General features: G+C 32.1%; 25 protein-coding genes and 2 tRNA genes. 17 read left to right on the top strand and 10 right to left on the bottom strand.

From position 1 onward, the window contains the following. Positions 1-78 precede the first annotated feature (78 nt). The 11 genes from ACTU6T_RS01720 (at position 79) to ACTU6T_RS01670 (ending at position 10,747) form a co-directional block, all read left to right on the top strand. A complete protein-coding gene (locus tag ACTU6T_RS01720; RefSeq protein ID WP_460219536.1) occupies positions 79-2,124 on the top strand; it encodes an HD family phosphohydrolase in 2,046 nt (681 codons plus the stop codon). Positions 2,125-2,217: 93 nt separating this feature from the next. Next, positions 2,218-2,306 (top strand) — tRNA-Ser (locus tag ACTU6T_RS01715). 40 nt (positions 2,307-2,346) lie between these two features. Next, positions 2,347-2,421 (top strand) — tRNA-Pro (locus ACTU6T_RS01710). Between the two features lie 454 nt (positions 2,422-2,875). Continuing rightward, the gene (locus ACTU6T_RS01705) at positions 2,876-3,829 is read left to right on the top strand and encodes a helix-turn-helix domain-containing protein (RefSeq protein WP_460219535.1); all 954 of its coding nucleotides are present in this window, start codon (positions 2,876-2,878) and stop codon (positions 3,827-3,829) included. Positions 3,830-4,034: 205 nt separating this feature from the next. Further along, entirely contained in the window at positions 4,035-5,447 is a 1,413-nt protein-coding gene (locus ACTU6T_RS01700) for a S41 family peptidase (RefSeq protein WP_460219534.1), read from the top strand. A 152-nt stretch (positions 5,448-5,599) separates the two neighbouring features. After that, the gene (locus ACTU6T_RS01695) at positions 5,600-6,718 is read left to right on the top strand and encodes a type 1 glutamine amidotransferase domain-containing protein (RefSeq protein ID WP_460219533.1); all 1,119 of its coding nucleotides are present in this window, start codon (positions 5,600-5,602) and stop codon (positions 6,716-6,718) included. A gap of 233 nt (positions 6,719-6,951) precedes the next feature. After that, complete coding sequence (locus ACTU6T_RS01690; RefSeq protein WP_460219532.1) at positions 6,952-8,208, top strand: alpha/beta hydrolase-fold protein; 1,257 nt, start codon at positions 6,952-6,954, stop codon at positions 8,206-8,208. Positions 8,209-8,227: 19 nt separating this feature from the next. Continuing rightward, on the top strand, positions 8,228-8,749 hold the full coding sequence (locus ACTU6T_RS01685; protein ID WP_460219531.1) for a nuclear transport factor 2 family protein: 522 nt from the start codon (positions 8,228-8,230) through the stop codon (positions 8,747-8,749). A 13-nt stretch (positions 8,750-8,762) separates the two neighbouring features. Further along, positions 8,763-9,218, top strand: a complete 456-nt coding sequence (locus tag ACTU6T_RS01680) for a nuclear transport factor 2 family protein (RefSeq protein WP_460219530.1) — start codon at positions 8,763-8,765, stop codon at positions 9,216-9,218. A 106-nt stretch (positions 9,219-9,324) separates the two neighbouring features. Beyond that, on the top strand, positions 9,325-10,191 hold the full coding sequence (locus ACTU6T_RS01675; RefSeq protein WP_460219529.1) for an alpha/beta hydrolase: 867 nt from the start codon (positions 9,325-9,327) through the stop codon (positions 10,189-10,191). After that, complete coding sequence (locus ACTU6T_RS01670; protein WP_460219528.1) at positions 10,178-10,747, top strand: DUF7010 family protein; 570 nt, start codon at positions 10,178-10,180, stop codon at positions 10,745-10,747. The genes ACTU6T_RS01675 and ACTU6T_RS01670 overlap by 14 nt, the downstream gene beginning before the upstream one ends. 87 nt (positions 10,748-10,834) lie before the next feature. Here ACTU6T_RS01670 and ACTU6T_RS01665 read toward each other — a convergent pair whose 3' ends face one another. Beyond that, positions 10,835-11,311, bottom strand: coding sequence for a hypothetical protein (locus ACTU6T_RS01665; protein ID WP_460219527.1), 477 nt, complete (start codon positions 11,309-11,311; stop codon positions 10,835-10,837). A 199-nt stretch (positions 11,312-11,510) separates the two neighbouring features. Between ACTU6T_RS01665 and trxB the strand changes: the two genes are divergently transcribed. Then, positions 11,511-12,491, top strand: coding sequence for a thioredoxin-disulfide reductase (trxB, locus tag ACTU6T_RS01660; protein ID WP_460219526.1), 981 nt, complete (start codon positions 11,511-11,513; stop codon positions 12,489-12,491). 67 nt (positions 12,492-12,558) lie between these two features. Here the strand turns inward: trxB and ACTU6T_RS01655 are convergent, their stop codons facing one another. The 7 genes from ACTU6T_RS01655 to ACTU6T_RS01625 form a co-directional block, all read right to left on the bottom strand. Continuing rightward, entirely contained in the window at positions 12,559-14,376 is a 1,818-nt protein-coding gene (locus ACTU6T_RS01655; protein ID WP_460219525.1) for a M2 family metallopeptidase, read from the bottom strand. 42 nt (positions 14,377-14,418) lie between these two features. Then, positions 14,419-15,252: a GIN domain-containing protein gene (locus ACTU6T_RS01650; RefSeq protein WP_460219524.1), complete on the bottom strand. Its 834-nt coding sequence runs from the start codon at positions 15,250-15,252 to the stop codon at positions 14,419-14,421. Positions 15,253-15,360: 108 nt separating this feature from the next. Next, entirely contained in the window at positions 15,361-16,089 is a 729-nt protein-coding gene (locus ACTU6T_RS01645; RefSeq protein WP_460219523.1) for a head GIN domain-containing protein, read from the bottom strand. Between the two features lie 22 nt (positions 16,090-16,111). Next, positions 16,112-16,915: a nuclear transport factor 2 family protein gene (locus tag ACTU6T_RS01640; RefSeq protein WP_460219522.1), complete on the bottom strand. Its 804-nt coding sequence runs from the start codon at positions 16,913-16,915 to the stop codon at positions 16,112-16,114. Between the two features lie 108 nt (positions 16,916-17,023). Continuing rightward, positions 17,024-18,865 (bottom strand): PspC domain-containing protein, encoded by a 1,842-nt coding sequence (locus ACTU6T_RS01635; protein ID WP_460219521.1) that lies wholly within the window; start codon positions 18,863-18,865, stop codon positions 17,024-17,026. After that, on the bottom strand, positions 18,865-19,203 hold the full coding sequence (locus tag ACTU6T_RS01630) for a PadR family transcriptional regulator (RefSeq protein WP_460219520.1): 339 nt from the start codon (positions 19,201-19,203) through the stop codon (positions 18,865-18,867). The genes ACTU6T_RS01635 and ACTU6T_RS01630 overlap by 1 nt, the downstream gene beginning before the upstream one ends. Before the next feature lie 65 nt (positions 19,204-19,268). Next, positions 19,269-19,715 carry a DUF4870 domain-containing protein gene (locus ACTU6T_RS01625; protein ID WP_460219519.1) on the bottom strand — a complete coding sequence of 149 codons (447 nt, stop codon included), beginning with the start codon at positions 19,713-19,715 and terminating at the stop codon, positions 19,269-19,271. A 144-nt stretch (positions 19,716-19,859) separates the two neighbouring features. Here ACTU6T_RS01625 and ACTU6T_RS01620 point away from each other — a divergent pair, with 144 nt between their 5' ends. The 3 genes from ACTU6T_RS01620 to ACTU6T_RS01610 all read left to right on the top strand — a co-directional run bounded on the left by ACTU6T_RS01620 (position 19,860) and on the right by ACTU6T_RS01610 (position 21,503). Next, on the top strand, positions 19,860-20,318 hold the full coding sequence (locus ACTU6T_RS01620; protein ID WP_460219518.1) for a DUF4442 domain-containing protein: 459 nt from the start codon (positions 19,860-19,862) through the stop codon (positions 20,316-20,318). Between the two features lie 59 nt (positions 20,319-20,377). Next, positions 20,378-21,175 (top strand): TIGR00266 family protein, encoded by a 798-nt coding sequence (locus tag ACTU6T_RS01615; protein ID WP_460219517.1) that lies wholly within the window; start codon positions 20,378-20,380, stop codon positions 21,173-21,175. A 130-nt stretch (positions 21,176-21,305) separates the two neighbouring features. Next, on the top strand, positions 21,306-21,503 hold the full coding sequence (locus tag ACTU6T_RS01610; protein WP_460219516.1) for a hypothetical protein: 198 nt from the start codon (positions 21,306-21,308) through the stop codon (positions 21,501-21,503). Between the two features lie 47 nt (positions 21,504-21,550). Here the strand turns inward: ACTU6T_RS01610 and ACTU6T_RS01605 are convergent, their stop codons facing one another. Then, on the bottom strand, positions 21,551-22,489 hold the full coding sequence (locus ACTU6T_RS01605; protein WP_460219515.1) for a LysR substrate-binding domain-containing protein: 939 nt from the start codon (positions 22,487-22,489) through the stop codon (positions 21,551-21,553). A 103-nt stretch (positions 22,490-22,592) separates the two neighbouring features. Between ACTU6T_RS01605 and ACTU6T_RS01600 the strand changes: the two genes are divergently transcribed. Continuing rightward, complete coding sequence (locus ACTU6T_RS01600; RefSeq protein WP_460219514.1) at positions 22,593-23,072, top strand: Dps family protein; 480 nt, start codon at positions 22,593-22,595, stop codon at positions 23,070-23,072. 91 nt (positions 23,073-23,163) lie between these two features. Here the strand turns inward: ACTU6T_RS01600 and ACTU6T_RS01595 are convergent, their stop codons facing one another. Next, on the bottom strand, positions 23,164-24,639 hold the full coding sequence (locus ACTU6T_RS01595; protein ID WP_460219513.1) for a hypothetical protein: 1,476 nt from the start codon (positions 24,637-24,639) through the stop codon (positions 23,164-23,166). 123 nt (positions 24,640-24,762) lie between these two features. Between ACTU6T_RS01595 and ACTU6T_RS01590 the strand changes: the two genes are divergently transcribed. After that, positions 24,763-25,275 (top strand): RNA polymerase sigma factor, encoded by a 513-nt coding sequence (locus tag ACTU6T_RS01590; protein WP_460219512.1) that lies wholly within the window; start codon positions 24,763-24,765, stop codon positions 25,273-25,275. Positions 25,276-25,299 lie beyond the last annotated feature (24 nt).

Here is a 25,299-nt window from a genome sequence, read left to right as displayed (position 1 = left end):
ATTTTCTTACTTTTGAAAGATTAAGCGACATTTTCAAGCCCTTATTTTATCTCTAAATCCGCTTAAATAGATCTAATAATGAATGATTTAATCAATAAATGGTATAAAAATCATGCGCTTTTGTATAAGGTGCTTTTGTTTTTAAGTACTACATTTTTAATTGTTTATTTATTTCCGAAGAGCGGAAAATTTAAATATGATTTTGATAAAGGTAAACCTTGGCAGTCTGAAAATCTCTTAGCGCCTTTTGATTTTGCTATAAAAAAATCTTCTGAAGAAATCAACCTTGAACATATAGAAGCTTCAGAAAAAAGCCCTTTATATTTTGATATTGATACTTCGATTAAGTCTTCTGTGATTAGCGATTATACCCAAAAATTTGCAACTTCATTTGCAGATAGTATAATTAGACAAACTCCCAATTTATTTAGAATAGGGGAATTAGCTTTAAATGAAATTTATAAATATGGAGTTTTAGATGAAGCCTATGAGTATTCAGAAAACAAGAGCGCTATATTAATTAATGATCGTACTCAATTTGCAGAAACACAATTTTCAAAACTAACCAAATTAGATGGTTTTAGACCCCTTATTGAAGGTGTTTTGGAAGAGAACAATCTAGCACATTATAATGCCACATTTGTATCAGTATTCTTTGATGTCATAAAGCCCAATTTAAAATTGAATTCATCATTAACTCAAAATGCTCTTGATGAAACTCTTGAAACTATTTCTACAGTAAGGGGGAGTATCGAAAAAGGAACACTTATAATATCTAAAGGTGAAATTGTTGAGGGTAATAAATATGATGAACTAAAATCATTAGAGGCGGAGTATGAGTCTCAAGTTTGGAACGAATCTAATTATAATTTAATCATTTTTGCATATGCCTTATTGGTAGCTTTAGCATTGTTAATGTTATTGCTATTTCTTAGGAAATATAGAATAGATGTGTTTTTAGACAATACTAAAGTAACGTTTATTTTCTTTAATATTCTATTGATGATTTTGTTAACAACATTGGTCATAAATTATAATTCTCAATATGTTTATGTAGTCCCGCTATGTATTCTGCCATTAGTACTCAAGGCCTTTTTCGATGCTAGATTAGGCCTATTTGCACATGTTTTGACTGTCTTGTTATTAGGGTTTATAGTGCCAAATAGTTATGAGTATATGTTTCTTCAAATTATTGCTGGAATAGTTACGATTTTAACGGTTTCTGAACTATATAAGCGCGCAAACCTTTTTATATCTGTAGGGCAAATTACACTCATTTATATTATTGCTTATTTTGCTTTTTATGTGATACATGAAGGAAATATTACAAATTTAGATCCAACAACATTTGGATTATTTGTTTTATGTGGTTTGGCTACATTATTTGTTCAGCCATTGATTTACATTTACGAAAAACTCTTCGGATTAGTTTCTGATGTGTCGTTGTTGGAGTTATCTGATACTAATACAAAACTTTTAAAAGAACTATCCAATAAAGCACCAGGAACGTTTCATCACTCACTTAATGTAGCTAATTTAGCTGAAGCCTCTGCGAATGAAATTGGAGCTAATGCTATGCTTATTAGAGTAGGTGCTTTATATCATGATATTGGTAAGATGAAGAATCCTACGTATTTTACTGAAAATCAAGCAACAGGTATTAACCCACATGATGAATTGTCTTCTCGAGAAAGTGCTAAGATGATTATCGATCATGTATTGGACGGTATTGAAATCGCAAAGAAAAATAATTTGCCAGATCGCGTTATTGATTTTATAAGAACCCATCACGGAACGAGTATGGTATATTACTTTTACAGAAAAGAGAAAGAACTTAACGAGAATACGAATGAAGCTGATTTTAGATATTCTGGACCTCAACCCTTTAGTAAAGAAACTGCAATTTTGATGATGTGTGATAGTGTTGAGGCTGCATCTAAGAGTTTAAAGGAACCAACAACAACTAAGATTGATGCATTTGTTGAAAGTATTATTGCAAAACAAATGGATGACGGACAGTTTTTAAATGCAAATATTACTTTTAAAGAAATACAAGCTATAAAGAAAGTATTAAAAACGAAGCTCGCTAATATATTTCACCTCCGAATTGAGTACCCAGAATAAAAATTCTGAATAAAAAATTCAAAAAATAGTTGCGTTCTTTGTAATGATGCGTTACATTTGCATCCGCAATTTATTGCAAAGTTCATATATAACGGAGAGGTGCCTGAGTGGCCGAAAGGAGCGGTTTGCTAAATCGTCGTACCTAGAAATAGGTACCCAGGGTTCGAATCCCTGTCTCTCCGCTATTTTTCCTAATTTATTTAGTACAAAAGATAATCAATTCGGGGTGTAGCGTAGCCCGGTTATCGCGCCGCGTTTGGGACGCGGAGGTCGCAGGTTCGAATCCTGCCACCCCGACAAAATAAAGCCTAAGTGTTTTGTAGAAAGCTTACTTTCTTAAGAAAATGTTTAGGCTTTATTTATTAAAGCGAAGCTTTAATCTGTAACTACCTATAACAAGATAACCTTAGGTAATCCTGCCACCCTAACTAAAATTATTATCTGTAACCAAACTAACAATATACTGCTCCCAAACCACGAAAAATCAGTTAATTTGTATAATAAAACAAGATCACACTTGTCTTCAGGTTATGAGACATCATATATGTAATATAAATTAATAGCATAAAAATCACTTTTAGTCGGCATTCATAATTTAGGACTAAATATTCCTAAATTATTGAATAGAAATTAAGCAAATATTTAAAGTAAATTTGTTAAATATATTTAGCCAATGGAAACGGAACATATACTTATTCTTCTAATATGCGGCCTTGGAATTATTCACGGGTTTATACTTGGGCTTTATCTCTTGTCTAAAAAAGAATCTAAGTGGATTTCTAATCAAATTTTAGGAATTTTACTTATTCTATTTGGTGTTAGAATTAGTAAATCTATCTTTTTATACTTTACTAGTGATCTCGATTTTATTCTTATCACTTTAGGCTTAACTTTAATTCTTTTTTTTGGTCCTCTCTTTTATTTTTATACAAAAAGTTACCTTTTAAAGGACTTTGGGGTAAAAAAGAAAATGCTACTACATGGCGTTCCTTTTTTGTTACTTCTTGTACTAAATAGTTTTACTTTACTATCAAAAGAGTTTTATGTTAATTTTGGTATTTATGTAATATATCTACACTTTTTAGGCTATATTTTAATTTCCTTTTTCTGGAAAAAAAAATATCTAAAAAAAGAAAATGATGTTAGTGTTATTAGAAGAAAATGGCTCAATTTAATTCATTTGGGCATTGTTTTTATCTGGGTTTCTTATTTTATTTTCCTCTTAGGAGATTATATTCCATATATACTTGGTCCGCTAACTTATTCTATCGTAGTTTATTCTTTAAGTATTTGGGCAATAGCCAATAAAGCACTAAAAGAGAGTGAAAAAAAATATCAAAACTCTAAATTGAGTAGCGAAAAATCTAGTGAGATTTTCAAAAAGTTAGAGAATTATTTTATTAACGATAAACCTTTCTTAAATCCAGATTTAAAATTACAAATGGTAGCTTCAGAGTTACATGTTACATCTCACACACTCTCTCAGTCTGTTAATGAAAACTGTAATCAAAACTTTCAGCAATACTTAAATTCTTATAGAATTGAAGAAGCAAAACAAGTATTATTATCCGACGAAAATAAATTAGTTACCATTTCTTCTATTGCTTACGATTGTGGTTTTAATAGTATTTCTGCTTTTAACACTGCGTTTAAAAAGTTAGAAAACAAAACTCCTTCTCAATACAGAGATTCAGCGAACAAATAAGTTAAACCGCTAACAATCAGTATTTCTATTTCATAATTCACTCTTACTGAATTATAATTCAGATAGATTTTTATGTCTTACAGTGCTTTATTTGCAAGGGTTAAATTTTAAAAAGATGAAGCTGAAAAACTTTTGCAGGAAATCAAAAGTTAGTAATGCTTGTTTTTAAAATATCGTTAAAAATAAAAACACAATAAAACATAAGATGAAAATAGATTATAAGTATCTCATACGTTTAACAACCCTTCTTGTTTTGGTGAATTTATTAGTGAGTTGTAGTGGTGGTGGCGGTTTAGAAAGATGGATTCATGAAGATGTTAATGAGGATTTCACCAGTAGAGTTTTTGGTAAAAAAGCACTTCAAGAAGATTTAGAGTCTTTGAAGAATCAAATGATTGCAAAGCATCCAGTCTATAATGAAATCATAGACAAAAAGGCAATTAATGCAAAGTATACTAGTCTTAAAAGTAATATCAAAGAGGGCATGAATCGCCGAGATTTTTTTCAATTGATTGGTAAACTCACTCCATATTTTAATGATGGACACAGCATAATTTTTCCACTTTTAGCTGAAGGCACCTATGCAAAAAATGACGGACAGTATTTATTTCCTTTTGGAGTTCTTGTAAATAACGAGTCTTTATATATTAACAATAAATACACACATAAATCCAAGCCAATCACCATAGAAAAAGGAACTAAAGTTTTATCTATCAATGGAATTCCAGGGGAAACTATTTTGAAAGAATTAGCACAATATGGTCATGGTGAAACGGCTAACTTAAGAATGCATATGAGTTCTTTACTTTTCCCTTATTGGCTAAATGCTATTTATGACTGGAAAGAAGATTTTCAACTCGTTTTAGAGTTTGAGAACAAACAGAAGAATATTACTGTTTCCAACCCTGAGGATTGGAATAAAGAAAGCAATGACCTTGGAGATAACTGGTTAAAGGTAATGCCTAATAAGGTCGCTTATCTAAGACTTGGCACTTTTGATGTAAGTGAGGAAGCAGGATATGAAGACTTTGTTCAAAATGCTTTTGAGGAAATTCAAAAAAACCAATTATCCAAATTGATTATTGACGTAAGAGGTAATACTGGCGGGCAAACAGCTGCTGGTACAGAAATTTTACAATACCTAACGGATAAAGAACTAAATCAAGCATCTTCAGCTATTGAAAAATTAACCGAGGATAGCAATGGATTCTTAGGATACAAGGGAGATCCAGGAGAAATAATCAAAATTGATGTTACAGATAGTAATCTGGTAAAACCAGTTGAAGAAAACAAAAGATTTAAAGGAGAAGTGATTGTACTTATTGATGAAATGTCCTACTCTGCAACAATTGTTTTTGCCACTACTATTCAAGATCATAATTTGGCAAAATTGGTAGGTCAACCTACTGGTGGAAACGCGAATCAAACAGGAAATTTAGCACCATTTTATCTACCCAACACCAAATTACTGATTTTGGCACCTGGTCGTTACATCACTCGAGTTTCTGGAGATACCAGAAAGCAGAGCGTGCAACCAGATGTTATTGTTACTAAAGATGAAAACCCTGCAATAGATAAAACATTACAAGTTAGTCTAAAGCTTTTCGGAAATCAATAGAAAAATCACTTTAAAAACATCTTGAAAAAGAACTTGTTACCACATTTAAACTAAAATGCCTTAAGTGAAAAGTTAAAATTCTGTAATTGAATTTTGCGTTAATGTAACAAAGTCTTTTTTCATTCGTGTTGTTTATCTAAATCAATAAAAAAATGAAAAAAATAGTTTTAACAATCGTTCTTTTTTTACCTATCGTACTTTTTTCTCAATCAAATGATATTCAGAAAAAAATCTTAATGATAGTGAGTAGTTATGGAAAGGATATGGGAGCAGTAAGACCAGGTTATGAGTTTGATGAATTCTCGCAAGCCTACCTCATCTTTAAGAATAATAATCTTGCTATTGATGTAGCAAGTCCAAAAGGAGGTAAAGTAGAAGCAGATAAGTTCAATGAAGACAAACCTTATAATAAAGCAATTTTGGAAGACAAAGTAGTTCTAGATTTATTAGATAATACAAAAACCACAGCAAGTATAAACCCAGAAGATTATGATGCTATTTATATCGTTGGCGGAAAAGGCGCTATGTTCGATTTACCGTACGACCCATCACTTCAGGATATTGTATTAAATCTTTACAACAGAGACGGAACGGTAATTTCTTCGGTTTGTCATGGGCCAGCATCTTTTGTAAACATAAAAAACAACGATGAGTATATCATTAAAGATGTAGAAATGACAGGGTTCTGTAATCTAGAAGAAGACCTATTTGGAAAAAAATGGGTTAAAGAATTCCCTTTTAGTTTAGAAGATAAATTAAAGTCTAGAGGTGCTATTTTTAAGCAAACAGACTTTATGTTATCAGAAGTTGCTGTTTCAGGAAAGTTCGTAACAGGGCAAAATCCATTTTCAACCACTAAATCTGCCGAAGCTGTAATAATATCTTTAGGACTTAAACCAGTAGAAAGAACTTTATATAAGGATGAAAAAAGTGTCTACTTAATTCAAGATGTATTAGACAAAAAGAAAACCATAGAATGCGCAGAAAAAGAATTGGCAACAAACAAAGCTGATTATGATATCCAAATTATTGCTGTATATGGCTACTATAAAATATTAGCGGCAAAAGATAATAAAGAAGAGCTCTTAAAAGGGATTGAATTAGTTGAACTCACTTCACCTCACTTTTTTAATGAAAACTTACAGTTATTAGTTGCTCAAACCTATGTTACGTTGGATAATAAAGTCAAGGCAAAATCTATCTTAAAGGATTTAATTGCTAAAAACTTAGTAAAAGAGCAAGCAGAAAAGTTGCTTAAAGAATTGAATTGATTTTTTATTAATCCTTTTAAGCGAAAATTCACAAACTATTAACTTTTAAAGTAAATCGTTTAGACGGATTAATCATAGTTTCGTTTCATAAACTTTAATTACAAAAACTATAATTTCAGAACAGTATCTATAATCACTCTATTAAGCTCTTGTATAGACAATTCACAGAAAGTAGAAAAATGTTTTCCGATAATCTAAAAAGACTATTAACCTCAATGATACACAAATCAATAATGAATAGAATAAAACCAATATTAATAATTAGCTTAAGTTTATTCTTTCAACATTTTGCAAATGCTCAGATCAAACAAAATATCCAGTATTTACAAAATATTGGTGTATTAGATAGTGTATATTCTAATGTTTTAAAAGAGCATAGAGAAATATATGTTCAACTCCCTGCAAATTACAATCCAGCTGCAAATCAAAAATATCCTGTAATATATGTTTTGGATGGGGAAATGTTTTTACCCACTGTTACTAATGTCCAAAGTTTTTATAGTGGTGGATTTACGCCCGAAATGGTCATTGTTGGTATTTCTAATAATGCTAACAGAATGCGCGACTTGACCACCTCAAAAGTAACAGAAATGTACGGAATACCTTTTGAACAGGGCAATGGCGAAGCGGCAAGCTTTAGTGAATTTATAAAGAGTGAACTTATCCCGTTTGTAGAAAATAAATATCCCGTAACTAAATTTAGAACCTTAATAGGGCATTCCTATGGAGGTTTGTTTACGATTTACACACTGATTAATCATCCCGAATTATTTTCAAATTATATAGCCATTGACCCGAGTTTAGATTGGGACAGCCAAAAACTATTGAAAGAGGCAAAGGAAAAACTCTACAGTCAAAACTATAAAGGTAAATCCCTTTTTATGTCTTTAGGAAGTCAATTGCACATGCAAAATCCTAACGTAACTATAGACAATGTGATGCAAGATTCATCAGATTTTACGCTATTTGCGCGTTCAAATATTGCGTTTTCAGATATGATAAAGCAAAATAAAAACAATGGATTGGCTTTTAAGTGGCAATTTTACCCTAGAGATTTACATGGTACAATACCATTTCCTTCTATAATGGATGGTTTAATCTTTGATTTTGAATGGTACCAGATGGAAAACACCGATAAGTTTAATTCTCCAGAAACTTCCAAAGAAGAATTATCTACCATCATAAACCATAGAGCGAATAAATTGAAACGTTATTTTGGCTATGTCGTTCCGCCTTATCCGCATGACTTATTAAATGTACTTGGCTATATGAGTTTAGATATGGAACAATTAGAAAAATCTAAAATGTTTTTTGAATCAGCCATTAAATTTTATCCAAACAGCGCAAACGCTTATGATTCTATGGCTGATTATTACGAAAGAACCAAAGATTACAAAAGTGCTTTAAATTTTGTAACCAAAGCCTTTACGATAAGTGGAGATGAAAGGCATGGAAATCGAATTAAAGATTTAAAACAGAAAAGTAATTAAACAAATTTAAATGTACCCTATGTTAAAGCCAATAATCAAAACCCTAGCAATTTTATCGGTAATTTTTCTTCTTAGCTCATGTAACGACGACTCAAAAGAAGCAAGTTTAAAAGAGGAAAATAACTCTCTAAATTCTCAAATTTCTAAACTTAAAGAACAACAAGATATTCTTGAAAAAAACAAAGAAGTTGTAACCAGTTTTTATCAAGAGTTCTTTGGAGATTTTAATTTCGATGCAGCTAACACATATATTGGTGATACTTATGTTCAACACAACCCAGCAGTTGCCGATGGTAAGCGAGCACTTGTAGATGCGGCAAAAGTTTGGTTTAAAGACGCGCCAAAGAAAAAAATAAACTTCAATTTGGTAATTGCCGAAAACGATTTGGTATTTGTACAGATTATCGATGAAAGAGACGGAAACAGATTCTCAACGATGGACGTATTTAGAGTAACCAATGGTAAAATCTCTGAACATTGGGATGCTTTTGCAACCTTTAAAAAGAATGCGGTATCTCAAAATGAAAATCCTTTGTTCTAACTTTTAAAAACTAATGATGAATAAATGTTTATTATCCATTTGTTTTGTGTCTATTTTAACACATTCAATAAATGCACAAACAAAGCAAGATTCATTGGCTATAAAGCAAGTAGCTTTAGACTATATAGAATCACAGCATAACGTAAAACAATCACAAATGGAAGGTGCTTTACATCCAAAAATGATAAAGCGAACCTTTTGGAAAGATAAATCTAAGAAAGAAGACTTTCTGCTTGAAACCTCAAGAGAAACTATGATTAATGTTGCTAAAACCTATAATAAAAATGGTGTTGGATTTCCTAAAAACCCAAAAAAGGAGGTAAAGATTTTAGATGTTTTTGACAGAACAGCTTCTGTGAAATTAATTGCTGATGATTGGGTAGACTACATGCATATTGTAAAAACAAATGACAAATGGACCATTGTAAATGTGCTTTGGCAATACAAGGATTCTTCTAAACAGCAGTGATATAATAAAAAAACATTTCATCCATCAAAATTTACAATTCGGTAAAACTTGGCTTCTTTTTGCTGAATATTATTGCATATTTGCTGCTTTATTAATTGTTATTATAATGAAACTAAATAAAATTTCTACTTTATTATTAATAGTATTTACTGTCTCTTTTGCAAATAATTTTTATGCCCAAAAATTAGAACCTCAAAAACCTATACTTGAAGAAAATCATACAGTTAAGTCAAAAATAATGGATACAGAGTATCAATTATATATGTCTTTTCCTTCTTCGTATAATTCAAAAGACACCTTGAGTTATCCTGTTTTATATGTGCTAGATGGAAAGTATATGTTTTCAATATTAGATGGAACTCGTGTTAATTTAGATTTTGAAAATAAAATTGAGGATGTCATTATTGTTGGTATTGGTTCGGGTGATGATTTAGAATCTTGGCAGGCCAATAGAACCTATGAATTTACACCTTCAGAAGACAAAAGCGTTAAAAGATTTAAATCTGGGGGAGCAAAACAATTTTTAGAATGCATACAAACTGAAATAATACCGTTTGTAGATAAACATTATAAAACCAATGGTGACAACGGAATTTTGGGACATTCTCTAGGAGGCTTATTTACAACCTATGCGTTTTTAAATGATACAAATAGTTTCAAAAGATACGGAATCAGTAGTCCTTCGTTAATGTGGAAGAGAAATGAATTATTAAATCAAGCTGAAGATATAGTAGCCAACACCAAAACCTGGGATATTCCTTCTACTAAGGTGTTTATTTCTGCTGGTGGAGATGAGGAAGAAGCTATGACTTCAGGAATGACAAAGCTCTACAGTTTACTAAAAAAGAATAGTAAAAATCTTCAAATTAATACAACGATTTTTGAAGACGAGTCACATTTATCTGTAGTTTCTGCAATGATAAGTAGAGCCCTTTTTGTTTTGTATAATAAAAATGATAATGTCAGAAAATAAAAGAACACTAGAAGAACAACGTTTTGAGTTTTCAAATAGAAAATTTTTAGCAACTCCTTTAGCAGGATTAATTGTTTGGTTAATAATAGGCATTTCAGGAATCGTTTTGCCACCTAAAGTGACGGTTTGGGTGTTGTTTATTGGCACTGGAAGCATCGTATATCTCGCCTTGTTCATATCGAAATTTACAGGTGAGCATTTTTTAGACAAAACAAAACCTAAGAATGAATTTGATGGACTCTTTCTATATACTGTAGCACAAGCGGTTTTGGTCTATGCCATTGCATTACCTTTCTTTTTAATTGATTATACGTCGCTTCCGTTAACCGTTGGAATTTTAACCGGAACGATGTGGATTCCTTTTTCATGGATTGTAAAACATTGGATAGGCATTTTTCATTCTGTTACTAGAACTATTTTGGTATTAGTGCTTTGGTATACATTTCCAGAATTACGATTTATAATAATTCCTTTTACAATAGTTTTGATTTATATCATTACCATGATAGTTTTGAAAAATAGAAAAGATGATTTATCAGTTAGTGAAAATCTATAAAGGGAATAAGAATAACGAAGTAAATTGTATTTGTTTAAATATTAGAGTAACCCTCTCAATGATTGATTTTTTGTATTAATACGTATTTCACTCAATACGCCTATAATTCTCGGCATAAATACGGTTACCATCATCATCAATTTCTATTTGACTAAAGGTATCTCTATTTATGATAAGCTCATGTTTAAACTCTTTTTTCTCTTCAATAATTTTACTCATCATTTCCGATCCATATTCTAGGACTTCAATTAATTCATTACCATTAACTGTATAGCTACCATAACCAAACCATTCGGATGAATCTGTTGGAATATATTTGCTCCACATGACTTTCGACGATGTGTACATTTTTACTTGCCGGTAACCTTCGCTAGTTTGAAAAGAGTCAATGACTTTATTGTCAAGGTAGTTATAATAACCAATAAGTTCCCAAGCACCTTCTAAAGGATTTATATTAGGGACATTTTCAACTTCAATAACAGAATTTGTTATTTCAGGTTCAGCATTTTGTTTACAAGAAAAAATCAACAGCATAATTAGGAATAGTGGGAGTGCAGCTTTCATAATAAGATGATTTAATAAGTGATAGTTTTAAATTTACGAAAAATTGATCACTATTACTAAAAATATTGATTCTCAACGGTTTGAAGTTTGAGAGTTTACTATAGAAAACACTAATGTGACTATGCATACTGTTAATAACTTTGATGTAAGTTTTTAATCAAAAAACCTACTTTTGTTATATCAATTTGAAACAATATATATGTCTGATACAATAGAACAAGTAAAGTGCCTAATTATAGGTTCGGGACCAGCAGGATATACTGCGGCAATCTACGCTTCAAGAGCAAATATGGAGCCAGTACTATATCAAGGAACACAGCCTGGTGGACAATTAACAACGACTAATGATGTTGAAAATTTCCCTGGATACCCAGATGGAATCACAGGACCAGCAATGATGATCGAATTACAGAATCAAGCCGCACGTTTTGGAACTGATATTCGTGATGGTTGGATTACTAAAGTTGATTTTTCTGGTGATATTCATAAAGTTTGGGTTAATGAAACTAAAGAGATTCATTGTCAGACTGTGATTATTTCTACTGGAGCTTCTGCTAAATATTTAGGTTTGGAGTCTGAGCAAAAGTATTTAAAACTTGGAGGCGGAGTTTCTGCTTGTGCCGTTTGTGATGGATTCTTCTATAGAAATCAAGAAGTAGTTATTGTTGGGGCAGGAGATAGTGCTGCTGAAGAAGCTCATTATTTATCGAAGCTTTGTACAAAAGTAACTATGTTGGTTCGTAGAGATGAGTTTAGAGCATCTAAAATTATGGCAAATAGAGTTATTAATACGCCAAATATTGAAATTTTGTATAACACTGAAACAGATGAGGTTTTAGGAGATGGACAAGTGGTTACAGGTGTAAGAGCATTTAACAATAAGACTAATGAAAAGTTTGAGATTCCAGCTACAGGATTTTTTGTTGCTATTGGTCATAAGCCTAATACAGATATTTTTAAAGACTTTTTAGATTTAGATGAAACGGGATACATTATTAATGTTCCTGGAACAGCAAAGACCAATGTTGATGGAGTTTTTGTATCTGGTGATGCTGCAGATCATGTCTATCGCCAAGCCGTTACTGCGGCTGGTACAGGTTGTATGGCTGCGTTAGATGCTGAGCGTTACTTAGCGGCTAAGGAGTCTGATTTTGAAGTCAGCACTTCGACTTACAATTAAAAAAAACACACTATAAAAAAATGCCTAAAGATTAACTTTAGGCATTTTTTTTGACCTTATAAATACCTTATAAGGTTTCAGGAAGTGTATAGGTTCTTCCTTTATTTTGTTCTTTTAAATACTCCATTAGTGGATTAAAATATTCTAACATAGGCTTAGCACTCATTTCACTACTAACACTTTCTTTAAGTAATGTTCTCCAATCATTATTAGCACCAGTTTCTAAGACACCTCTTAAAAATGTACCCACTTCTTTACTTCCAAAATAGTTTGTAGCATGCGGGTCTTGCTTTAAAATGTTTTTTGAGATGTGATCATGAAATTGAAACAATAAGATATAAGACACTGCATAATCATAATATTGAGCAGCATCGTTATTGATATGTGTTTTAGAAGCCGCATCACAAAACTCTTCTCCACGATCAGATGGAGGTACCATACCTTGATATTTCTTAGCTAATTCCCACCACTTCTTGTTAAACTCATCTTTTGGTAAGTTTTCAGCATATAAAGCATTTTCAAACTCGGTCATTACACCAGCTGAGAAAGGTAGGAATACAATATTACTTAACGCTTCTTTTAATAAGTTTTGAGTTTCGTCAATTTCAGCATTTGGATCTACTAAACCTTTGTTTGCTAAGAAAGGTTTTTGCATGGCAGCAAAACCTAATAAACTTCCAATTGCTTCATGATATCCACGATTAGCTCCTTCTCTCAATAATGGAGGAACATTAGGATTGGTATACGCTTGGTAATAATAGATATGACCTAATTCATGATGAATGGTTTCATAGTAATCTGCATTAGGCTCAACACTCATTAAGCAACGTAAATCATTTTCTAAATCCATATGCCAAGCAGAGGCATGGTTGTTTTTCTTATAGGGTGCATCTGCAGGTAATGGGTACATACTTGACTTTTCATAGAAACTTTCTGGTAATGCGTCAAAACCAATACTCTTATAGAAGTTTTCTCCCTCTTTCAAAATCCATTCAGGATCCTTGTCTGCCAACACAGCATCTATATCTAAACCTTCAACACTTACAAGAGAACTCCAGTCTTGACCCCAACGATTAGGCAGCCAGTGTGCTGGAAGATATTCGGGAACTTCAGCATTGAATTTTTTAGCCAATTCATATCTTGCCCATGTATGTAATTCTCTATATAAAGGCCAAACTTCTTTCACCATTTTATTCATTTCATCACGCATGTCTTGTCTAGTCATACCATAACTAGATACTTGATATGAGAAATAATCATCATAGCCTAAGGCACCTACAGTTTTGTTACGTAGATCTCTCAAATTTTCTAAGCCATCTTTAAGTCCTTTTCCAACATCTTTAGAAGCTTCCCAATTGGTTAAGCGTTCTGCTTCATTATTTGATTCACGTAGTACTTTATCAATATCTCCAGTAGTAACAGAGTTTCCATTGACTTTGAAATCGTACCCGAAAAGTGCCTCGTTTTGAGCGTTTTCAGCTGTAATACGCTCTTTTACCAAATCTGAAACTGTTTCAGGATTGTTTGCTGCAGCATATAAAATGGTGTTGAGTTGACGCACTTGAACAATATCTAAATTGTCTTTATCTTCAAGAAATTTTCGAGTTTTCTCAATAACATCTGAACTTCCTGTAAATTTAGCTAAGGCTTCATTAGCTTGCTGTACCTTATAAGCATTTGTGGTATCACCAGCAATAATTTTTGTGTTTGCATCCCATTCTGCAAGGGCAGAATCATAATACAACTTAGTGAAAGTTGCTGTGTATTCATCTAGAAAAGATTGTACTTCTTCTTTTGATACAGTTGTTGTATCATTTTTTGTTGTATCATTTTTACATGATGCAATTGAAACAAGAATAGCTAATATTAAGATTGTTTTCTTCATCTTATATCGGTTTGAATTAAAATTAGTTGTAATAAAATCAGATTATTTTTCTTTCTTCTGGAGCTTTACAGTGTCTGTAAATGTATTGATGGTAATCTTCGGATTTCCGTAGAGATACACCTCGCTAGCACCTGAAGCATTGATAACAATATTCTCAATAACTTCTAAATAAACATCACTAGCTATTTCTGCAGTAACGGTACAGGTTTTTGATGTGAAATTTTTACCATTAAACTTTGAGTTATTATCAGCCCTTAGTGTTAAGTTGTCGATAGTGCCTTCAATATCAGCACTAGCACGTTGGTATAAGTCCATTTTTACCTCGGTAGCATTAATTAAGGCATCCATTTTTGTATTATCGCTTATTTCCGCAGAGACACTGGTAGCAGAGATATTCAATTTCACCTTTGTTTTATCTGTGCTTATAAAACTAAAATCATCCGTTTTGATATTAAGATATGCTCGTGAAGATCCACTAGTTTTTAATGAGGCATTTGTTAATTCTAATGAGGTAAGCGATCGTACTTCTGCATCTCCTTTAACTTCTATATTAGAAAAAGAATCTCCGTAATTAACTTTTATATTAAGTTTTTTTGGTCTAATATCTGCAGTTGTAGTAAGTGTAAGTACGCTATCGATAACTTGAATGTTTATATAAGCGTGAAGATTCTCATCGGTTTCAATTTCAACGGAAGGTTTTTTGTTATAAAATAATTCTATTTTAAAATCTTCGCCTACTACAATACCACTAAAATCATCAATGTAAGTTTGTTTAATGGTTAGATTTCTATCACCTTTTATTTTTTCAGAATTCTGAGCAAAACCGGCTAAACTATAACCAAATATGATTAATAGAAATAGAGTAATGTTTTTCATTTTAATTTATTAAGTGTTATAACAAATATAAAACAAAAACCATCCCAAACTCGATTTGAGTTTGAAATGGTTAAAAAAATGATTGATTAGTTGGTTGGTTATAAGGTTCTATTGTCCTCGAATACTGCCAGAAACACCGTCACTCTCGCTTACTTTTTTTGGATTGCCATAGTATTTAATATCTCCGCCACTAGTAGCGGTAGCAGTTATTTTATCTTCTGCATAAACCACAATATCTGCACCACTAGTTACTGAAGCTGTACACGATTGCGAAATTAACTGACGGGCTTTTATGTCACTTCCGCTTGTAGCCGAAGCACTTAATGTATTGGTTTTGCCAGATACAATAAGATCGCTACCACTAGTAGAGGTTAATGTAGTTGATTCTGCATCAATTTCTACTTCTATATCTGCGCCACTAGTAGTAATTAATTTGATATGATCTGCTTTAATGACATTTGTTGAGTAAACATCACTTCCGCTAGTAGCACTAATTAAATTAAGATCTTTAACATTGATCATAACTTTTTTAGATTCTGAATGGCTAATGTTTTCATCTGCATAAATTTTTAAAACACCGTTTTCAACTTCGGTGATAATGATGTCATGTAAGTTTTCATCGGCTTGAACTTTTAGCATAGAAGCATCACTTTGAGTTAAGTAGACGTCTATACCTCTACTGGCTTCAATCTGATAAAAGTCGTCCTCAAGACTACGTTCAATAGTTGAGACATTACCATTTCCTCTAACACCTGGATTTAAATTGATGTCAAAATTGCAAGACATTAGTAGTACGCCTAATATCACTGCGACTGTGTATTTTGTTAATGTTGTCATGATTGTTTAATTTAATTGATGATTAATTGATTTGTTTAATAGCTTCTTCTACAATATTGTTATTTTCTCTTACGATGAATTTTGTAACCTCACCATTAGTATTCTTAATAAATTCAAAAGTGAGAGGTGCTTTTTTATGTGCAAACAGAGTGTCTGATTTTGCATAAATGTCTGCGTTCATTCCTCCTGTATTGATGTGCAGTCCGTTTTCAGTTCTTGAAATAATAACTAATCCAGAATCTTTGCCATTATATTGCCCGATGTAGGCGTCTAATATTGTTTCTAATACATTCACTGAATCCGTTATAGGCTGATCTTGCATTTGATGATCAAAACTAATAACGCGCTTTAAGAGCCAAGTATCGTTCTCTAAAATCCATAGATGAGAAAATTTTGCAATGCTTCCAGCTACTTCTTTGCCATTAGTGGTTTCAAAGAACTTATGAACCCCATTTTGTAAAGCACCGTAAATTTCACCATTGTTTTTAAGTGGAAAAACTTCTAAGCTGCCTTCTACTAATTCACGTCTAGACTTTGTTGCGTTATTAGAGTTACAAATACCATTTCTCATCGATTTTATAAACCCTTCTTTTGAAGACTCTATGCCACCAATATCATGATAAAACTCAAAATCTTCAGCTATAAGTTGCTTTAAGTATTGTGTTTCACATGCATTAAAAGCACGTTCAAATAGCAAACTATCATTTGCTTTCAAAATATTGTAAACCTCACTATGCGTAGTATTGGGTTGTGCTTTTTTACTCAATGCAATAGCACCAATTGTTAAGACTGCTAATGTGATTATTTTATAAATGAACTGTAACATTTTTTGATTGATTAATATTTTTTGATTGATTAATGGTTCAAATATTTAAAAAATGGTTGGTTAGTTATAATTTAAATATCTGAACCGTTGATTGTTGATGATGAGTTGTTAATTATTATCGTCTTTGTTGTCGGTTGTGATTTCAATACCATTTTCATCGATATTGACTTTGACCTCATCTGATTTAGCTTTAAGACCATTTTCGTCAATTTCTAAACTACTATTTTCAGACTTAGCCTTGACTCCATTCTCGTCAATTTTGAGTCCAGATTCTTCGTCTTCTATGTCGACTTTGACTTTAAAGTCTTCATCTTCTGGACAATCTAAACACTTAACACCATTGGAAATTATTTTTAGATAATGCTCTTCCATATCATGATCTAAGATGTCGTTGTGATAGTGATGGTTACTATGGAAATTGTAGGTGTTACTATCAGCATATAATACAGCACCTTCAGGTATATATAAAGTGACCGTAACTTCTTGTCCTTTTCTTGATTCATTAAGAGGAATCGTTAGATAGCTGTCTAAAAGTAATTCTCCATTTTTTATTTCATAGTCATAGCTAATACGCTCTGCTCTGTTTTTTGCATCTTCAAAATCAAAACCTCTTGCGCTGCGTTCAAGTCTTAATTTCGCAATACTGTCTTTAGTAGATCTAACAATGAGTCTTACACCTCTAGAGAACAATACTTTATTGTCGTTTTCATCATAAGCAGTATCAAAGCCATAGCTTCTATAATAACTATGATTTGTATACAAGTCATTATTGTTCATTCTAACTCGAATGGTATCATTTGCTGTAATAGAAGCTATTTTCTCAGTTTTAATAAAAGAACCTTCTTCTTTAAAACTTAATCCAAATCGCGCAAATAAGATAATAAGCGAAATAAAAGAAATTAACCAAAGTCCAAGCAGTGTATATTTTGCAGGATTACCTATCGATTTTAAGTTAGTGATTAGTATTTTAAGTCCTAAATAAAATATGAAAAATGCTATAATTCCTATAAAAAGAAATACCAGTAATGACATTAACCATATTGGAACATTTGCAGCATCTGCTACATCATAAAAGTTCGTGCCAGGAATATGGATAGAATCTAAAAAGTTAACGCCAACAAGGCTTACAATCAAAGATATAATAGTTACTGCACCAACAAACATTAATATGGCACCGAAGAACTTAGCAAAAATCTTTAGAAAGAACATGATAATATTCCCTATGGTTTCAAAAAAAGATGATGATGATGATTTGATGCGTTCACCTTGTTTAGGTAAGTCGGCCTTTTTAACACCTTCAGAAATGGAATCTGTAACACCACTTATGGTTTCGGTAACACTACTTAATGAATCTGATACACTTTCAAATCCGTCTTTAATTTTTTTTTCGATGTTACTAATGTTTACAGGTTGTCCTTTCATCATTAGTTTTTCTGAAGTTGTTGTAGCTTCAGGTACAAAGATCCAAAGTAAAATATACAATAATACACCAGTACCAGCACCAAAAATAAGGAGCACCCAAATTAATCTAATCCATAGTGCATCGATGCCAAAATAGTGACCTAATCCAGCAGAAACACCACCAACATAAGAGTTGTCTGTATCTCTATATAGTTTTTTAGACGACGTTCTTCCACTATGACTAGATGAATAAGAACGTTTTGGAGTATCTTCAAAAATTTCATCATCAACTAAATAGTCTTCTGGTTGTCCCATGATGGTAATAACTTCATCGACTTCTTTAATACGAATGACTTGTTTTTCGTTTTGAACACGCTCGTTAAATAATTCGGCGATTCGTGCTTCAATATCTGCTATAATTTCTGAACGACCTTGAGAGTCTGTAAATGAACGTTTTATAGCCTCAAGATAGCGTTGCAATTTTAAGTATGCATCTTCATCTATATGGAAGAATATACCTGCTAAATTTATGTTGACTGTTTTATTCATTATTTTTTTGTTTTTTCTCTGGTTACTATGTTAACTGCGTTTTGTAATTCGTTCCAAGTAACAGTTAATTCTTTAAGAAATAACTGACCTGTTTCTGTAAGACCATAATACTTTCTTGGCGGTCCTGATGTGGATTCTTCCCAACGATAATTGAGTAGTCCAGCATTTTTAAGTCTTGTGAGAAGTGGATAGATTGTCCCTTCTACAACAAGCAATTTTGCGTCTTTTAAAGTGTCTAAGATTTCTGCCACGTAAGCGTCGTCATCTTTTAATACCGATAAAATGCAGTATTCTAATACACCTTTTCGCATTTGTGCTTTTGTGTTCTCTATCTTCATAAATGGGATTTTAAAGTGAAACTGTTCATTTTTTGATTGATTGATGATGGTTAATTGATGAAATATTATTTTAAAAAGTTGATGGTTAATGGATACTCATAAGCCTCACCATCTCTAGCTTTCAAACTTGCAATAACAATAAATACTAATTCTAATATAAATCCAATAATTGCTAAAAAGCCTAGCCCTCCAGTAATGAAAAGCAGAGGAGATGGTTCTCCTATGTTGATATGAAAATCATGAAAGCCGTGAAAATCAACAAAATCTAATCCGTTAAAGAATTTAAAAATAAAGAATGGTACTGTAATGGTTCCAATGATTAGCGTATATAGTAAAATGCTAATTTGAAAATTTATGGCTTGCTTTCCGTGACGATCTACAAACTCTGATTTGTCTTTGTTGATCATCCATAATACAATAGGACCAATATAATTCCCTAACGGAATTAAAAATCTACTAAAGGTAGATAAATGGATAAATGTTGCGATGTTTTTTTGGTGATTGTCTAACATGATTTTAAAACATATAGTAATTTCTTATGCAAATATATGTCTAAAAGAAGGTATTATGTTACGCATAGTACTAAAAATTAACATAATTTTAACAAATTGAATTGTCGATTATTTTCAATATTTTAGCTGAAATATCCAGTAAACATGACTATTTCGCCAAGAAAACTTAATGCATTTTTAATATTCAAATTACCAGCAGCTTATTTTTGCGGTGTACGCACAAAAGCTCTTGATGATACCACTTGTGTCGTATCTGTTAAACATAGATGGATTAATCAAAACCCATTTAACTCCTTATTCTGGGCTGTTCAGGGCATGGCTGCTGAGCTTACTACAGGAGCTTTAATGATGTCCAAAATTAAATCGAGCGGAAAAAACATTTCGATGTTAGTTGCTAATAATAATGGAACCTTCACTAAAAAAGCTACTGGAAGAATTACCTTTACATGTACCCAAGGTTTAGATATAGATTCAGCAATTGCTAAGGCTATTACCACTGGAGAAGGCCAAACCATATGGTTGAATTCAAAAGGAATAAATGCAGAAGGTATTCAAGTATCCGATTTCAATTTTGAATGGACGATTAAAGTAAAAGGTAAATAGAATGTAACAAATAGATTATTCTGGAAACATATAAGTAATCAATTAAAAAACAAAAACACATGACATCACACGAAATCGATTACAGAATTTACGGAGAAGAAATGCAATACGTTGAGATAGAACTCGACCCTCAAGAAGGTGTTGTTGCAGAATCTGGAAGCTTTATGATGATGGACGACGGCATTAAAATGGAAACCATTTTTGGTGACGGTTCACAAAAAGACACAGGTTTTCTTGGAAAAATATTGGGTGCTGGTAAGCGTATCCTTACAGGAGAGAGTTTATTTATGACCGCTTTTTATAATAATCTTTCGGGAAAACGTAACGTATCTTTTGCCTCACCATATCCAGGAAAAATTGTACCTATTGATCTCACAGAATACAATGGGAAGTTCATCTGTCAAAAGGATGCCTTTCTTTGTGCAGCCAAAGGCGTTAGTGTTGGTATAGAATTTTCTAAAAAATTAGGTCGTGGTCTCTTTGGAGGAGAAGGTTTTATCATGCAGAAATTAGAAGGTGATGGTATGGCCTTTGTACATGCTGGTGGAACCATGGCTAGAAAAGTATTGCAACCCGGAGAAACGTTGCGCGTAGATACAGGCTGTATTGTTGGATTTACACAGGATATAGATTATGACATCGAATTTGTTGGAGGTATAAAAAACACCGTATTTGGAGGCGAAGGTTTGTTTTTTGCAAAGCTTCAAGGTCCAGGGATTGTTTATGTACAATCTTTACCATTTAGCAGGTTAGCTGGACGTGTATTATCATCATTACCAAAAGGAGGCAATAGCAAAGGAGAAGGAAGTATCCTTGGAGGTTTAGGCGATTTATTAGATGGAGATAATAGATTTTAACAAACAATTGGCTGTTAAAATTTGAGTTAAATTTATTAAGCAATCGTTTTTTTTACTACATTTAGAATGTAATAATTAAAATTATAGCCTATATAACAAATCTACTTTAACCCTAAACCCAATTAAAAAAATGGCAAGAGCAATGTTTGAGTACACCAAAACTGTACTTAATAAAGTGAGTTTTGACCCTACATTGTTTTGCAAAGAATTACAAAAAGCGCTTCAGCGATTATTACCTTACGAAATTGAAGAGCTTAAGATTTATATTAAATCTTTAATCTTGCAAAACCCAGAATTAGATCAATGTTTAATCTTATTAAAACAATAGAAAAAAGCGACTCACGAGTCGCTTTTTTTATGTAAACTATTTTATAATTATTTTGCTAACGGACTTATAATCTCTACATTTTGGAAGGCGATGGCACCTCTAATAATACCAGAGATAACGTTATGTAATGCATCAATAATCTGCATCTTAAGTTCATTTTTGTGGTAGATGATACTCACTTCACGAGCTGGTGAAGGCTCATTAAAATGATGTAACTGACTAGACATTTTTTCGTTTAAATCTAAGGTATTGAGGTAGGGAAGTAACGTCATCCCTAAACCTTCATTAGATAGTTTAACAAGCGTTTCTATACTACCGCTTTCTAGTTGAAATTGATCGTCTTCATGAGATTTAAACGCTTTGCATAAATTGATAACACCATCTCTAAAACAGTGACCATCTTCCAAAAGAAGCATATCATTGATATCAAGATCAGCAACATCGATTTTCTTTTTGTCTTTAAGTCTATGGTCATTTGGGATATAACCTACAAATGGCTCATAATACAATACATGTTCCTTAATACTATCATGCTCTAATGGTGTAGCGGCTATTGCGGCATCTAAGTGGCCATCTGTAATTCTTGTTATGATTTCCTCAGTAGTTAATTCTTCGATTTTGAGTTTCACTTTTGGATATTTCTTAATGAAATTTTTAAGAAACATAGGTAAAAGAGTTGGCATTATGGTAGGGATGATGCCAATTCTAAACTCACCTCCAATAAACCCTTTTTGTTGATCAACGATATCTTGTATGCGGTCTGATTCGTCAACTATATTTTTGGCCTGCTGAACTATTTTTCGGCCTACATCAGTTAATTCAATAGGTTTTTTGCTTCTATCAAAAATTTGAACATCGAGTTCATCTTCTAATTTTTGTATTTGAGTACTAAGCGTTGGTTGTGTTACAAAACACTTTTCTGCAGCTTTAGTAAAGTTTTTATGTTCTGCAATAGCCAAAACATAATGTAGTTGAGTGATTGTCATAGTTATTCATTTAGACTATAAAAATATAAAAACTATTTATAAAAACTATGATTAATATTAATTATTTTAAAAGAAGTTTGTATTGATAAAAACAATTATAAGTATGAAACTAAATAGTATAGGTCTTGAGACCACAAAAACAAAATCAATAGCTGAAGATTTAAATCATTTATTGGCCAATTTTCAGGTATATTATCAAAACCTGAGAGGGATTCATTGGAACATAAAAGGAAAGCGCTTTTTCGATTTACACGCTAAATTTGAAGAATTGTATACAGATACTAATATGAAAGTTGATGAAATTGCCGAACGAATTTTAACGTTAGGAGAAACACCTTTGCACACTTTTGGAGATTATATTAAAGCGGCAAAAGTTCCCGTGGGTCAAAATGTGTCCATTGATGAACAAGCAGTTAGGCTTATTGTGAATTCACTTACCGAATTATTAAGCATCGAGCGTCAAATTCTGAATGCTTCTGGAGAAGCTAATGATGAAGGGACAAACTCAATGATGAGTGATTTTATTACTGAACAAGAAAAAACAGTTTGGATGATGAAGGCTTGGTTAGGAGAAGGAATTTGATTTAAAATGATATTAAAAAAACCCCTTTCAGTATATACTGAAGGGGGTTTGAATTAATATAACCAACCAATTTAAAACTTAGTGTTGTTCATTATTCGCATCCAGATTCTATATTAGTAATCCAATCTGTAGTACTTACAACTTCTGGTCCTTCAGGATTATCACAATTAAAGAAGATCCAAACAGTTGCAAAGTTTCCAGAAGCTGTATCTATAGTTACACCAACGTCACCTATAGGACTTGTGTCAACACTCCAAGTTCCAGATGTAACCGTATCATTAGCAATACTAACAGTTACGGTACCATCACTAGTAAATACATAGGTGTATTCTTGTCCTTCAATTGTTACTGTCCAAAATTGACATCCAACTAATAAGTCCGCTATTTCATCTTCAGTACAATCTGAAGATTGCTCTTCACAATCAATAAAGTCGTCTTCGTCAAACCCTTCACATTCTGCATAGCATGCATTAGGGAATGTGTAAACTACGACTTGTCCATCAAATTCTACTTCAACACATACTGGGTCATATTCGTCTGGGCATTCACAACCACCATTGTCTTCACAATCAACAAAATCTTCTTCATCAAACCCTGCACATTCAGCAAAGCATGCATTTGGGAATGAAATAATTTCTGTTACGCCATTTGGTGTTTCAAATTCAACACAAACAGGATCAAAAGCTTCATCTTCACATTCTTCACAATCTTCAAAGTCATTGTCGCCAAAGCAATCTTCTAAAAGTTCTTCAAGTTCTTCAGCATTGTTAATTGTAATCACTTCACCATCTTCGGCTAATGTTACACTAAAAGGATATACGAAATCAAAGTAGTAAGCATCATAAAGTTCATTATCTAATTCTTCTTGAGAATTTACTTCAATCGTTTCACCATCATCAGTTATAATGCTTAATGGGAAATTAAATTCAAAGCATTCAATACCTCCTGGACAGTTGTAATCTTCTTCGCAGTTTTCAGCGAAATCATCTTCAGTAAACCCATCACATTCAGCATAACATTCGTTTGGATATGTGATTAAGAATGTTTCACCGTCTGGAGTTTCTACTTCAACACATACAGGATCATATTCATCATCGCAATCACAAGGTTCAAAATCATCAAAATCGCAATCTTCAATGAGATCAATAAACTCTTCTTCATTATTGATTGTCAGTATTTCAATCGCATCTGAGTCATCATTATATACTTCAACATCAAAAGGAAACTCTATCCCGTCAATATATAATTCATCAGTAGAATTAATGATAACATCTATTAAATCATCTAAGCTTTCAACAGTAACTGTAGAACCGTTGTTATACGATAGATTTAATGGATATACAAAGTCAAAACAGAAATCAAAGACAATATTTCCGGTCACATTTTGACTAGGAATAACATCTCCTTGAGCATTGAATTGTGTACTAAGTTGAGTTAGAGCAGTAGTGATAGATTCACTCTCTTCAATATTTTGCTCTTCAACTAAAGGTTCATCATTTGTACATGATGTTAAGAAACTTGCAATACATACAAAGCTTAATAGAAATAACTTGAATTTTTTCATCATAGCAATTTTTTGGTTAATAATTTTTCGACTAATTATACCTAAGACAACTCACAAAAAAATAACCCTACTTTTTTATCTAATTTTTTTTTATTTAGTTTTGAACCTTCACTTTCAAGCTAAATAATGCCTAAAGATCAATATAATATATGTCACTCAAAAACTTTTGAAACCATATATAATACATATGCAAAAGATTTAAGGCGATTTATTTTTTACAAAACTCAAGATATTGATCAGGCCGAAGATATTTTGCAAGAGACTTTTATAAAGCTTTGGGATAATTGTGGTAAAGTCTCTTTTGAAAAGGTAAAGAGTTATCTGTATACTGTTGCTTCAAATACATTTTTAAATATGGTGAAGCACAATAAAGTAGTTCAAAAACATCAGCAAAATTCAGGTAGTCATCAGACCAATGAGTCTCCTGAATTTATTATGCTTGAAAAAGAATTTATGGAAAAACTTGAACGCACCATTAATGGGTTACCAGAAAAACAAAAAGAAGTATTTTTATTAAACAGAATAGAAAAGAAAAAATACAAAGACATTGCTGCTACTTTAGATATTTCAGTAAAAGCAGTAGAAAAGCGAATGCACCAAGCGCTACTAGTTATTAGAGAGGAAATAGGAAATATTTAAATAAATGAATACTAAAGTAGGGTT

This window comes from Psychroserpens citreus, from assembly GCF_055686305.1.
Note: the sequence above shows the minus strand (reverse complement) of the source record. Positions and strands in the feature narration are given on the sequence as shown.

What these genes read in the sequence shown, in the direction of transcription:
- ACTU6T_RS01635 (WP_460219521.1), bottom strand. Translation starts at nt 18,865, where the DNA reads ATGAATAAAACAGTCAACATAAATTTAGCAGGTATATTCTTCCATATA.
- ACTU6T_RS01600 (WP_460219514.1), top strand. Translation starts at nt 22,593, where the DNA reads ATGAAACTAAATAGTATAGGTCTTGAGACCACAAAAACAAAATCAATA.
- ACTU6T_RS01695 (WP_460219533.1), top strand. Translation starts at nt 5,600, where the DNA reads ATGAAAAAAATAGTTTTAACAATCGTTCTTTTTTTACCTATCGTACTT.
- ACTU6T_RS01690 (WP_460219532.1), top strand. Translation starts at nt 6,952, where the DNA reads ATGAATAGAATAAAACCAATATTAATAATTAGCTTAAGTTTATTCTTT.
- ACTU6T_RS01675 (WP_460219529.1), top strand. Translation starts at nt 9,325, where the DNA reads ATGAAACTAAATAAAATTTCTACTTTATTATTAATAGTATTTACTGTC.
- ACTU6T_RS01650 (WP_460219524.1), bottom strand. Translation starts at nt 15,252, where the DNA reads ATGAAAAACATTACTCTATTTCTATTAATCATATTTGGTTATAGTTTA.
- trxB (WP_460219526.1), top strand. Translation starts at nt 11,511, where the DNA reads ATGTCTGATACAATAGAACAAGTAAAGTGCCTAATTATAGGTTCGGGA.
- ACTU6T_RS01670 (WP_460219528.1), top strand. Translation starts at nt 10,178, where the DNA reads ATGTCAGAAAATAAAAGAACACTAGAAGAACAACGTTTTGAGTTTTCA.
- ACTU6T_RS01620 (WP_460219518.1), top strand. Translation starts at nt 19,860, where the DNA reads ATGACTATTTCGCCAAGAAAACTTAATGCATTTTTAATATTCAAATTA.
- ACTU6T_RS01615 (WP_460219517.1), top strand. Translation starts at nt 20,378, where the DNA reads ATGACATCACACGAAATCGATTACAGAATTTACGGAGAAGAAATGCAA.
- ACTU6T_RS01645 (WP_460219523.1), bottom strand. Translation starts at nt 16,089, where the DNA reads ATGACAACATTAACAAAATACACAGTCGCAGTGATATTAGGCGTACTA.
- ACTU6T_RS01605 (WP_460219515.1), bottom strand. Translation starts at nt 22,489, where the DNA reads ATGACAATCACTCAACTACATTATGTTTTGGCTATTGCAGAACATAAA.
- ACTU6T_RS01655 (WP_460219525.1), bottom strand. Translation starts at nt 14,376, where the DNA reads ATGAAGAAAACAATCTTAATATTAGCTATTCTTGTTTCAATTGCATCA.
- ACTU6T_RS01700 (WP_460219534.1), top strand. Translation starts at nt 4,035, where the DNA reads ATGAAAATAGATTATAAGTATCTCATACGTTTAACAACCCTTCTTGTT.
- ACTU6T_RS01590 (WP_460219512.1), top strand. Translation starts at nt 24,763, where the DNA reads ATGCCTAAAGATCAATATAATATATGTCACTCAAAAACTTTTGAAACC.
- ACTU6T_RS01630 (WP_460219520.1), bottom strand. Translation starts at nt 19,203, where the DNA reads ATGAAGATAGAGAACACAAAAGCACAAATGCGAAAAGGTGTATTAGAA.
- ACTU6T_RS01680 (WP_460219530.1), top strand. Translation starts at nt 8,763, where the DNA reads ATGATGAATAAATGTTTATTATCCATTTGTTTTGTGTCTATTTTAACA.
- ACTU6T_RS01665 (WP_460219527.1), bottom strand. Translation starts at nt 11,311, where the DNA reads ATGAAAGCTGCACTCCCACTATTCCTAATTATGCTGTTGATTTTTTCT.
- ACTU6T_RS01685 (WP_460219531.1), top strand. Translation starts at nt 8,228, where the DNA reads ATGTTAAAGCCAATAATCAAAACCCTAGCAATTTTATCGGTAATTTTT.
- ACTU6T_RS01625 (WP_460219519.1), bottom strand. Translation starts at nt 19,715, where the DNA reads ATGTTAGACAATCACCAAAAAAACATCGCAACATTTATCCATTTATCT.
- ACTU6T_RS01610 (WP_460219516.1), top strand. Translation starts at nt 21,306, where the DNA reads ATGGCAAGAGCAATGTTTGAGTACACCAAAACTGTACTTAATAAAGTG.
- ACTU6T_RS01640 (WP_460219522.1), bottom strand. Translation starts at nt 16,915, where the DNA reads ATGTTACAGTTCATTTATAAAATAATCACATTAGCAGTCTTAACAATT.
- ACTU6T_RS01595 (WP_460219513.1), bottom strand. Translation starts at nt 24,639, where the DNA reads ATGATGAAAAAATTCAAGTTATTTCTATTAAGCTTTGTATGTATTGCA.
- ACTU6T_RS01720 (WP_460219536.1), top strand. Translation starts at nt 79, where the DNA reads ATGAATGATTTAATCAATAAATGGTATAAAAATCATGCGCTTTTGTAT.